Annotated in this window: 8 protein-coding genes; 5 read left to right on the top strand and 3 right to left on the bottom strand. The window is 44.2% G+C overall.

The window, feature by feature from the left end; all coding sequences use genetic code 11:
- Positions 1–111 precede the first annotated feature (111 nt).
- Both ROSEINA2194_RS03980 and ROSEINA2194_RS03975 read left to right on the top strand, forming a co-directional pair.
- A complete protein-coding gene (locus ROSEINA2194_RS03980) occupies positions 112–1,425 on the top strand; it encodes a putative DNA modification/repair radical SAM protein (protein WP_044927148.1) in 1,314 nt (437 codons plus the stop codon).
- Between the two features lie 57 nt (positions 1,426–1,482).
- On the top strand, positions 1,483–2,286 hold the full coding sequence (locus ROSEINA2194_RS03975; RefSeq protein WP_007883686.1) for a TIGR03915 family putative DNA repair protein: 804 nt from the start codon (positions 1,483–1,485) through the stop codon (positions 2,284–2,286).
- Here the strand turns inward: ROSEINA2194_RS03975 and ROSEINA2194_RS03970 are convergent.
- From ROSEINA2194_RS03970 to ROSEINA2194_RS03960, 3 genes are read right to left on the bottom strand one after another with little or no spacing between them, the layout of a single operon-like run.
- Positions 2,266–3,042 carry a TatD family hydrolase gene (locus ROSEINA2194_RS03970; RefSeq protein ID WP_007883685.1) on the bottom strand — a complete coding sequence of 259 codons (777 nt, stop codon included), beginning with the start codon at positions 3,040–3,042 and terminating at the stop codon, positions 2,266–2,268. The genes ROSEINA2194_RS03975 and ROSEINA2194_RS03970 overlap by 21 nt on opposite strands.
- Positions 3,043–3,070: 28 nt before the next feature.
- Positions 3,071–5,995 carry a methyl-accepting chemotaxis protein gene (locus ROSEINA2194_RS03965; protein WP_007883684.1) on the bottom strand — a complete coding sequence of 975 codons (2,925 nt, stop codon included), beginning with the start codon at positions 5,993–5,995 and terminating at the stop codon, positions 3,071–3,073.
- Positions 5,992–8,541, bottom strand: coding sequence for an efflux RND transporter permease subunit (locus tag ROSEINA2194_RS03960; RefSeq protein ID WP_081453871.1), 2,550 nt, complete (start codon positions 8,539–8,541; stop codon positions 5,992–5,994). Before ROSEINA2194_RS03960 ends, ROSEINA2194_RS03965 begins: the two co-directional genes overlap by 4 nt.
- Before the next feature lie 304 nt (positions 8,542–8,845).
- Here ROSEINA2194_RS03960 and ROSEINA2194_RS03955 point away from each other — a divergent pair, with 304 nt between their 5' ends.
- From ROSEINA2194_RS03955 to ROSEINA2194_RS03945, 3 genes are all read left to right on the top strand, one after another.
- Entirely contained in the window at positions 8,846–9,451 is a 606-nt protein-coding gene (locus ROSEINA2194_RS03955; RefSeq protein ID WP_007883681.1) for a TetR/AcrR family transcriptional regulator, read from the top strand.
- 221 nt (positions 9,452–9,672) lie between these two features.
- Positions 9,673–11,181 (top strand): Na+/H+ antiporter NhaC family protein, encoded by a 1,509-nt coding sequence (locus ROSEINA2194_RS03950; protein ID WP_007883679.1) that lies wholly within the window; start codon positions 9,673–9,675, stop codon positions 11,179–11,181.
- Between the two features lie 24 nt (positions 11,182–11,205).
- Positions 11,206–11,469, top strand: coding sequence for a DUF4321 domain-containing protein (locus tag ROSEINA2194_RS03945; protein ID WP_007883674.1), 264 nt, complete (start codon positions 11,206–11,208; stop codon positions 11,467–11,469).
- The last annotated feature ends 98 nt before the right edge of the window (positions 11,470–11,567 follow it).

Here is an 11,567-nt window from a genome sequence, read left to right as displayed (position 1 = left end):
TCCAGAAATTGGCAGTCTTTTTCTCTTGCATTCTTTTTCCGGATGTGGTATTCTCATTTCACAGAACATATGTTCTATTTTATTTTTTTGATTGGAGGAGATCACATCCAGATGAAAATCCAGCAAAATATGTCACTGATGGAAAAACTTACGATTCTCTCAGACGCTGCAAAATACGATGTTGCCTGCACATCAAGCGGTGTGGACCGCAGTGGTAACGGCATCGGTCTTGGCAACTCTATTTCCTGTGGGATCTGCCATACTTTTTCCGCAGATGGGCGGTGTGTTTCCCTTCTCAAGATTTTATTTACAAACGAATGTATTTTTAACTGCTCTTATTGCCAGAATAATTGTAACTCCGATGTCCGGCGGGCTGCCTTTACCCCGGAGGAAGTCTGCGAACTGACGATGGAATTTTACCGGCGGAATTATATTGAAGGTCTTTTTTTAAGTTCCGGCATTATGGTAAGCCCCAACTATACGATGGAACTTTTATACCAGACCCTTTATAAATTGCGCACTGTGCACCATTTTAACGGTTACATCCATGTGAAAGCGATTCCCGGCGCTGATCCTCTGCTGATTGAAAAAACTGGGTTTCTGGCTGACCGCATGAGTATTAATCTCGAACTGCCTACCGCAGACAGCCTGAAAAGGCTTGCGCCCTGCAAGTCGAGAAATACCATTTTAAAGCCAATGCGCATGGTTCAGAACGGTATTACGGAAAATAAGAATGAAATCGCTCTTTACCGGCACGCCCCGAAGTTCGTACCCGCAGGACAGAGCACACAGATGATCATCGGCGCAACCCCGGAAAACGATTACCAGATTGTGAGCATTGCCGAGAATCTGTATCAGAAATTTGATTTAAAGAGAGTGTTCTATTCTGCCTTTGTGAATGTCACTCACAACAGCAATCTTCCTGCACTGCCCGGCGGTCCGCCGCTCCTGCGGGAACATCGTCTGTATCAGGCAGACTGGCTGCTCCGCTATTATAAATTTAAAGCCGACGAGCTTTTAAGTCCGGAGCGGCCGGACTTTAACATTTTTCTCGACCCCAAGTGTGACTGGGCGATCCGGCATCTGGAATATTTTCCGGTCGAGATCAACCGTGCAGACTATGATACACTGCTCCGTGTCCCGGGTATTGGCTATAAGTCTGCCAGCCGCATTGTAAAAGCAAGACGCCACAGCACCCTCGATTTTGCTGATCTCAAGAAGATAGGTGTTGTGTTGAAACGCGCTCTTTATTTTATCACCTGCTCCGGCAGGATGATGTACCGCACGAAGCTGGAAGAAGATTATATCTGCCGCAATCTGATGGGCGATAAGACACAGATACCACGTGAGATCCGTGAGAGCGGTTATCAACAATTGAGCCTGTTCGATACCGGCTTATCCACGGAGCCGCTTCCGCTGTCGTAGATAAATGTAAAACTTTTATTTCCCTGAATATTTTTCTCAAGACAGGAGCAGGACATTATGCATGTATTTATCTGTGAAAACACACCAAACGGAATATTGACCGGCGTATACGATGCCTGGGAATTAAAGATTCAGGAAAGATGCTCCCACGCTGATATTTATCTGGTATCCGGTCAGCCGGATAATTACGAGCTGTTTTGCGACTACCACACCGTCGCACCATCCGCTGAAAAAGCCGGAAAAGTTGTTTCCACGCTAAACCGGAAGCTTGGACACGATTTTTACGAGACAATCCTTACTGCTATTTTATCCATTGATCTTTCCGGCAAGAAGAAGATGGACAAAGCGAACGCCGTGTATCAGACGATCGTTGCCGCACTTCATTCACCAAAGGGTGCCCGTGTATTGGATTCACTGAGTAATCCTTATATTTACCGTGTCTTTGAATTGTCCAGAGCCACAGCCTCCGAAGCCCACCACCTGAAAGGTTTTCTGCGCTTTTCGGAACTGCAGAACGGCGTTCTGTTTTCCACGATCCATCCCAAAAATAATGTCCTGCCAATTTTAGCAGAGCATTTTACGGATCGTTTTCCGCAGGAAAATTTTATGATTTACGATGAAACCCACCAGCTTGCGGCAGTCCACCGCGCCGGAAAGAATTATATGCTTGTAGATGCTTCGGACATCAATACCGAACTTCTTCAGAACTATTCTGAGAATGAAGCAAGATTCCAGAAACTGTGGCTGGCCTTTTTCGACAGTATTGCGATTGAAGCACGCACCAACCCCGAATTACAGGCACAGAATATTCCGAAACGGTTCTGGAAGGATGCTGTGGAATTAAGACACTTTTGTGAATAACCTTACCGCATTCTCCTCCGTCACACGCTCGACCTCCTCCTCTGTGATTCCTTTTAATTCTGCGATTTTTGCGATCACAAACGGAATATTGGAAGAATCGTTTCTCGTGCCGCGGTGCGGTTCCGGTGCCATGTAAGGACAGTCCGTCTCAAGTAAAATGCGCTCCAATGGGATTGCTTCCACTGTCTCTTTCAGTTTTTTTGCGTTTTTGAATGTGACGACGCCACCGACACCGATGTAGTAACCCATTTTGATAAATTCCTGTGCCATCTCTCTGGAGTAGGAATAGCAGTGGATGACACCCGGTATCTCCTCTGCGTGGACCGCTTTCATCACTTCCATCGTATCGGCTGCTGCATCTCTGGAATGGATGATCACCGGAAGGTTGGTTTCCCTGGCAAGTTCCAGCTGCCGTCTGAACCAGTAACGCTGTGCGTTCTGCACCTCCGGCTCTTTATCCCAGTAATAATCCAGTCCGATCTCACCGATCGCAACGGTCTTTGAAAGAGATGCCTGCTCTTTTAACCAGGCAAATGTCTCTTCATTCAACCCGCTGATGTCACTTGGATGTACGCCCACCGCTGCATAAATGTAGTCATATTTTGCAGCAAGTTCCAGAGTTGTCTTTGTTGTCTCTATCGAAGCCCCGACATTGATGATCCTGCCGATCCCTTTTTCCGGCAGGGAACGGATCAATGCTTCACGGTCATCGTTAAAACTTTCATCATCATAATGTGCATGTGTCTCAAATATCATAGCTGCCTCTCTGTGTTATCAAATCATTTTATTTTTTCTGTGCACGCTTCCGGCGTTTTCTTATGATCAGTATGATCAAAAGCAATACAACCGCTGCACCGCCGCCGGCATAGTACAAGGTGTGATCTGCCGCCGTATGTACCAGTGCAAACGCTGCCTCATATGGAATGTCTGCCACAAGGTAACTGCCGTCCTCTGTGGTTTCTGCCAATGTCCATGCATCACTGCCTGTTTCTCTGTACCAGATCTCATTTTTTCCTGAAGTGTCCGGCACATAAAAATGTGCTTTTACTGTATCATATATTTTGTCATGCAGGTGTTCAAGACTCCAGTTGTAAGCATACACGACATCTCCGTCCGGCAGATCTGTGTCACACTCTGCCATCTGGATGGAAGTGTCATCATAGAATTTCCCTTCCAGAAGGAAAACTGCTTTTTCATTTTCTGTATCGGAACTTTCACTAGCTGTATCTTCTGTTTTTGCGTCGTTTATCACTTCCGTTCCCACGATACTCTCTGTCCAACGGCTGTACTCTGCCTCCACCGTTTTATTTTCCGTCATTGGTTTTCCAACCAGATCCTCCGGCCAGACTGCATAGTAACCATCTTTTTCCGGAATCTGTGGAAGATCAGATTCACTGAAGCTTCCATTATATGCGATTGTCTTTACAATATCCACATTATCTTCTGCCCGGAAAGTTATCTTCACTTTATGGAATCCTTCCGGAATATTCTCAAGTTTCATGACCTCTTCATAACTTTTTTCATCTGCAATCCCAGCATAGTTGATGTTGTCAATTCCATCAAGGTCATCGCCCACAAAAATGTTACCTTTTACCTCGCCCTCTTCAGACACAGTTCCTGCGATGCTTCCCAGACCTTCCCCATCACTTGTGATCGTAGATGCAGAAACACAGTTTTTCACGGTATATCCGCTTCCGACAATGCCTCCGACATAATCCTTTGCATTTATATTACAGAGACTGTAACTGTTGGCGATTGCACTGACACTGTTTCCTGCAATGCCTCCGGCATAATCCCCCGTATCAGATTTCACAGAGCCATAACTTTCACTTCCATAGACCAGTCCAAGTTCTTCTAATCCGGTAATACCACCGACACTGTTTTTCTTTGAAGTCACTTCCCCATAGTTGCTACAGCGGATGACAACATTATTCACGGTAGAACGGAGTGTAATGTCCGTAGAATCTGTAAGATCAGGATCAAACTCCGGATCAAGATCATATTCAATGTTCATCGTTCCGACAATTCCACCCACATTGAGATCGCCATTGACCATTCCGCGGTTTACACTTCCCGAAACAACACCATCTGTATCTTTTGCGCTGGCTGCGGACGAGATATCTTCCATATACTCCTCATCGCCTGTCACCACAGAAAGCGTATCTCCAACCGTATTCTGAATGCTTTTGATCTGCTTACTGATCTTCTGCACATCATTTGTGACAGACTGGATTCCATCATCCACTGTGTTCGTCAGCTTATCAATATCGCCGTTCGTATCTTTCTCTTTTATCTGATTGGAAATATCATCCATAAAATCTTCTGCCGTTTTATTGGAATCGGAGATTGTTCCACGAATGTTGGACAGATTACTGTTGATATTCTGCCATTCTTTTGAAACCGCCTCTGCCTGTTCTTTGTTTAAAATATGATTGTTTCCCTGGATACTATCTATTTTATCCAGAGAATTATGAATATTATTCATGTACTGCTGCGCTTCCGGGTTTGATTCCCCGATGGAATCTGAGAGGGAACCCAGAGATTCCGACAAAGTTTTCGAAGAATTATCGTACTGCTCCGACAGATTGTCCACATAGGTCTTTGCTGCTGTGGAGGTATCACTCATGGTCGAAGCAATGTTGCTTAAGGTCGTGTTGATGGAACTGACCGAATCCTGCACCTGATTTACCTTATCATCCAGATACTCCGATTCTATATACGGCTCCGCCTGACCGACAATTCCTCCTACATCTTTTCGTCCGTAGATTTCCCCTTCATTGTGGCAGTCGATGACTTTTCCACTCTGGCGTCCGGCAATTCCACCCACGTTATAACCCGTGTGTGCAAAACCGATTTTTCCCTGATTGATGCATTCACTGACAATTCCAGTCGAAACACCCACAATTCCGCCCATATCATTCCGGTCTATTACACGCCCTGTGAGATTTAATGTACCAATGTCAACGCCTCCAATATCCATCGTGGTTTTCAGCTCATCTGTATTGATGCTGCACTCCGATGTACACTCTGACACAAGTCCTTCGTTATTTCCAACGATTCCTCCGGTCTGATTGGTGGCTGTCACTGTTGCATTGCTCCTGCAGTTTACAATTTTTCCGGTCGGTTTGTTGATCCCTGCGATCGCTCCGACTGCTGTTTTTCCATTGACAGTTCCTTCAAAGGAACAGTTCCCGATCGTACCATAGTTCACACCGGCAATTCCGCCAATATTTTTACAGCTTCCCTCTGAAGTGATCTTACCGGAGATCTTCAGATCATTCACAACTGCGCTTTTACCCAGATAACGGAAAAATCCGTGATCCGAGCCTTTTACCTGCAGCTTCACATTACTGATCGTGTGACCGCCGCCCTCAAAATCCCCAGAGAAATATGCAACACCATTGAAATCAACCTTCGAAAGATCAATATTATGGGTAAGTTTTACCGTTTTTCCAACACTCCAGCTGTCATACTGACAGTTCTGTAAAAATTCTTCAAATGCCTTTTCATCGGCAATTTCGATGATCTGATTTTTATTTTCTGCCGTATCCGCACTGGTTGTGCTATCTTTTTCTGTGGTTTCTTTTGTACCACTGCTTTCCTGTGAGGTGGCAGCCTGTATGGTCAACCGTCCGTTTCCTGCCAGAGCAGAAACGGTCAGTGTCATGGAAAAACACAGGGCAAGTACTTTCATTCTCATCTTTTTCATGACTTTTTCTCCTCCTGCTCTTCCTTTGCGGCTGTCTCTGATTCTGCAGCCACATTTTCATCCTGCGTCATTCCCGGCAGCATTGGATTTTGTGTATCGTCATGTGTGACTTCTCCATGTCTGCCCGGTATGTGCGAATCTAACGACACTTTCATCTGTCCCTGGAATACACCGGAAACATCTGCATCAATCTCTCCCTGTACATAACCTTTTACATGTCCGGTCACCCTCACTCTGCCGACAACCTCCTTCTGAGGACGTGAAATATTCATGGCAAGGGCTGTCTTCTCAATGATAAAATCACCAAACAGCAGAATCTGCGGCAGCACAAAAAGAACCAGAATAATGGATATTAACGTACCGCGTCCCAAAGCCACACCAATGGAGGCAACCGTCGGATCGGATGCAATCTCACCGATCAAAAATCCTGCACAGGTCAAAATTGTTCCGGAAGTAAAAATAGTTGGAAATGCCTGATTTAAGGATTCAGTAATCGCATCTTTGATCGGCATTCTCTGTTTCAGATCCATGTATCTGCTGGAAATAACGATTGCATAGTCGATCGTTGCACCCATCTGAATTGCAGACACGATCAGGTACGCAATAAAGAATATTGTCTGTCCCCTCATTGCCGGAACTGCAAAGTTGATCCAGATACTTCCCTGTATAGTGAGTACCAGAAGCACCGGAAGCCCTGCTGACTGGAACGTGAAAAACAGGATGATCATAACAAATAGTGCTGTCAATACGCTGATCACGATATTATCCGATGCAAAGGAAGATTCCAGATCATGGTCACTCGTGGAGTTTCCTACCAGAATGACATTGTCTTTTCCGAAATATTTCGCCGCAATACCCCGGATCTCATCCATCGCATCATAGGTTTCCTGCCCTTCCGCCGGAAGTGACAGATCTAATACAAATCTGGAATAGTCATCTCCCTGCAGCTGTAATTGCGCATCATGCAGCGTGTCATATAAGGACGTAAGCTGATCGTCAAGATCTGCATCTAATGTCACATATCCTTCCTGATACTGGTCATACAGGAACAGGAACATATCAATGATCGGCACCTCATAATCATCAATGCCGGTAAATACCGGACCATACTGCTCCTCATTGTATGCATATGCTGTATACAAAATCTGTACAACTTCTACATCCAGATCCGTCAACTCTGCAAACTGTCTTGGGTTCAGCTTATCCGTCAGCATATAATCATCATTGATCGCCACATTTGCAAGTCCCAATGCCGAGTTTACATAATCCAGTTTTTCAATTTTTCCCAATACCTTTTTCTCGGAATCATAATCCCCTTTTGGAACCATGACAACCAACTGATTGCTGGCACCAAAGGTATTCTCAATTTTTTCACTTGCAATTTTCGATTCACTCTTTTTCGCACTGACAATGGAATTCGTATCATATATATACTGGCAGTGATTAGATTCCCAAAATGCAAATACCAGAAACACGATAAAAACCGGCGGAATGATGTATTTGGTCAGATTTGCAAATTTACCTACAAACGTAATTTTTGGTACATAGCATTTGTGATGGGTTTTATCAATTCCTTTTGCAAAAATCAAAAGCACGCCCGGCATTAGGAAGAAAACGGAAATCAGGCTGAGTATGATCGCTTTTACCAGAATGATACCCATATCGTAGCCCAGCCGGAACTGCATAAACATCATCGCAACCATGCCGGAAATCGTGGTAAGGGAGGACGAGCTGATCTCCGGGATCGCCTTGGAGAGTGCCACTTTCACCGCTTCCTCTGCATCCAGCGTCTCATGTTCTTCCATGAAACGGTCACACAAAATAATGGCATAGTCGATTGCCAGTGCCAACTGAAGCACAACGGCAATGGAATTTGTGACAGATGAGATCGTTCCAAACCAGTAGTTTGTACCCATATTTAAAACTGCTGCCACACCAAATGTGATCAGTAATACCGGGATCTGCAGATATGCTTTTGTGGAGAGCATCAACACCGCAACAATGATGACAACCGCCAGCACAAGAATAATATTCATATCCTGCGAAAGTGACTCTGCACTGCGCTCCTCCTCACCGACAGAGGACGAAACATAGACATCATAACCATCCAGAGTCTCTTTTACTTCCTCAAGCGCATCTTTGCTGATCTGTTCATCCTCCGTTCCGTCAAACGTCACACTAAACAGCGCATCCGCACCTGTAAAATGATCCTTAGAATCATCAAATTCAATCTGCTTCACGCCCTCAATATTTTCCAGATCGTCAACCAGATCTTCCGCCTGCGCATAGGTGATATTCGAGACCATGACTTTGGCACTGCCATAAGTTGTGAACTGCTCCTCCATCAGTGACAGCCCGATCCTCGTTTCACTGTCTGCCGGCAGATAGGATGTGATATCCTGATTGACCTGCACCTTATTAATAGAAAGAACACTGTAAATCATTGCCAAAACAAACAGAATTTCGATCGCTTTCCGCTTATTTACAATAAAGGAAGCGACGGTAAGCCAGAAGTTCCCTTTTTCTTTTTCCTGTTTTTCTTCCATATTCATCCTCTTTCATGTTACATCTGAATCATTTTTCTTACGCAGCAAAACATCAGTTGTTTTACCGCTGATTCATTTCACTATACTTAACATTGTGTTGATTATTTTATACTGCATTATTATAATAAGGGCATCTGGTTTACTCAATAAACATATTTTTCAAAACTGTTTGTTAATTGACATATTATGTACACTGTGTTGATTATTTCAGAAAATTTTTAGGATTATAAATTTTTAATCATAACTCCAGAAAAAATACTAGACAATAACATCACATTTTATATGAAAGGATCTCACATTATATATGGAAGCAAAAACCGACCGCCGTATCAAGCGCACCCGCTATCTGCTTGTACACGCACTCACCTCCCTCATGCTGAAAAAAAGTATCAAGGATATCACCGTAAAAGAATTATGCGAGTCTGTTGACATCAACCGCGGCACTTTTTACCTGCACTACAAAGATATTTATGACATGTTAGAGCAGACCGAGCAGGAGCTTTTAGAACAGTTTGAGCAGGTCTTCAAAAATTATCACCCGGATCATACTCCGGATTTTCCTTATCCGCTCTTTGTCGAAATTTTTCAGATCATTGACCAAAACTCTAATCTGTGCTGTGCACTGCTGAGTCCCAATGGCGATATTTCTTTTTCTGTCAAGATCAAGAAATTGTTTGAACACCAATACATACACGAATGGATGGTTGCGCATCATTCAGCTGATTTTCTGCCAACTTATGAATATTTCAGCAATTTTCTCGTTTCCGGCTGCTCCGGTCTGATCGAGTCATGGCTGGCTCATGGCAAAAAGGAGACGCCGGAGGAGATGGCAAGACTTATCAGCAAACTGATTTCTACCGGAATGACGTCTGTCTATCCGATACCTTGCGGACAGCCTGATGATCTGTAGAATTGCAGACCTTCATTTTGTATATTTTTACTAAACTTTTGTATTTTTTATCAATTAAAGCAAATTTTTGTTTCCTTTTCACACAAAATCATATATACTTATTATAGAATATTGGCTCCGGGGCAACGCTTCGGAGTTTTTGCTTCGCAAAACAAGGAGGAAAAATCCTCTCCTCGTCCAATGAGACTCGGATTTTTTCTTCGAAAAAACAAGGAGGAATTATGGATTTTGTTGGAACTGTCTGGGCGCTGCTTCCGCCGGTGATCGCCATTGTGCTTGCGCTGATCACAAAGGAAGTTTATATGTCGTTATTTATTGGTGTCGTAACCGGAGCTCTTTTATATACAAATTTCAGTCCGGTTGGAACGATTGAGGCAATTTTTGAAGTTATGATGGAAAAGCTGGGGGATTCGTGGAACGTCGGCATTCTGATTTTCCTCGTATTTCTTGGCATTATTGTTGCATTGATGACAAGAGCCGGCGGCTCTGCCGCTTACGGAAAATGGGCAGGCAATAAGATCAAGACCAGATCCGGTGCTCTGCTTTCCACATTTGCGCTCGGTGTCGTGATCTTTGTCGACGATTATTTCAACTGTCTGACCGTTGGAAATGTCATGCGTCCTGTCACCGACAAGCAGAAGATTTCCCGTGCAAAACTGGCTTATATCATTGACGCAACCGCAGCTCCGATCTGTATTATCGCACCGATCTCAAGCTGGGCTGCCGCAGTCACCGGATACACAAACGGAGATGGTTTCTCTCTGTTTTTGCAGACAATCCCGTTTAACCTGTATGCATGGCTTACCATTCTGATGGTGATTTTTATGGGTGTGACCGGCCTTGATTATGGTCCGATGAAAAAGTTTGAGGAAAATGCTGCAAAAGGTGATCTTTTCTCCGGCAAAAATGATTATGAAAATGTAAAAGAAAATATTATTTCCGCAAAAGGAAAGGTGATCGACCTTGTTCTTCCGGTCATTTTCCTGATTGCGAGCTGCATTATCTGCATGATTTATACAGGTGGATTCTTCGAGGGCGAGAGCTTCATCAACGCTTTTGCAAACTGCGATGCATCCATGGGACTTGTGATGGGTTCCTTCATTACATTAGTCTTTGTGTTTTTGCTGTACCTGCCACGCCGCGTGATCACATTCAGTGAATTTGCCGAGTGTATTCCGCAGGGATTTAAGATGATGGTTTCTGCGATCCTGATCCTTGTTCTGGCCTGGACGTTAGGCGGTTTCTGCAGTACAAAATTAGAAGCCGGCGCCTTTGTGAGCAGCATGCTCTCCGGCAATATGACTGCAACCTCACTTTTCCCGGCTATATTATTTCTGGTTGGAAGCGGACTTGCTTTTGCAACCGGTACTTCCTGGGGAACGTTTGGCATTTTAATTCCGATCGTTACCGCTATGTTCCCGGAAACAGATCCGATGCTCGTTGTCTGTATTGCCGCTTCCCTTGCCGGTTCTGTCTGCGGAGATCACATGTCACCGATCTCCGACACAACGATCATGGCCTCCGCCGGTGCACAATGCCACCATGTAGACCATGTATCCACACAGCTTCCTTACGCTCTGACGGTCGGTGGCTGCTGCGTGGCCGCCTATCTGGTTGCCGGATTCACAAAGAACGTATTTCTCACAATGGCAGCCGGTGTGATCCTGCTTTTTGCTGTTTTATCATTTATCCGGTACCGGCAGGCACACAAATGTGATATGATGAAGTAAGGAAAATACTTAAGGAGAACTATTATGAGCAAAGGTATTGTTGGAAAAAATAACTGGGCTTTAGTCCTTTTACTTCTTGTCGGTGTCGTGTTAGGCGGTCTGATTGGAAAGTTATGTGCAGGTGTACCCGCTTTAGGCTGGCTTAATTACGGTCAGAGTTTTGGATTTGTCAATCCAATGGTGTTAGATCTGGGGATTTTGGTTCTGACATTCGGATTTACGGTTGATATCACAGTAGCCGGTATTCTGGGAATTGTGATCGCGATTATTATTTACAGATTACTATAATAAATGTATAAAAGGACTGCTGTTTTGCAAATTTTTATTCATGCTAAACAACAGTCTTCATAATAGTTTACGCTTCATTCCTAATAATTGGAAGTAAG

The sequence above is a fragment of the Roseburia inulinivorans DSM 16841 genome, from assembly GCF_000174195.1.
GTDB lineage: Bacteria > Bacillota > Clostridia > Lachnospirales > Lachnospiraceae > Roseburia > Roseburia inulinivorans.
This window is presented reverse-complemented; position numbering and strand designations above follow the sequence as displayed.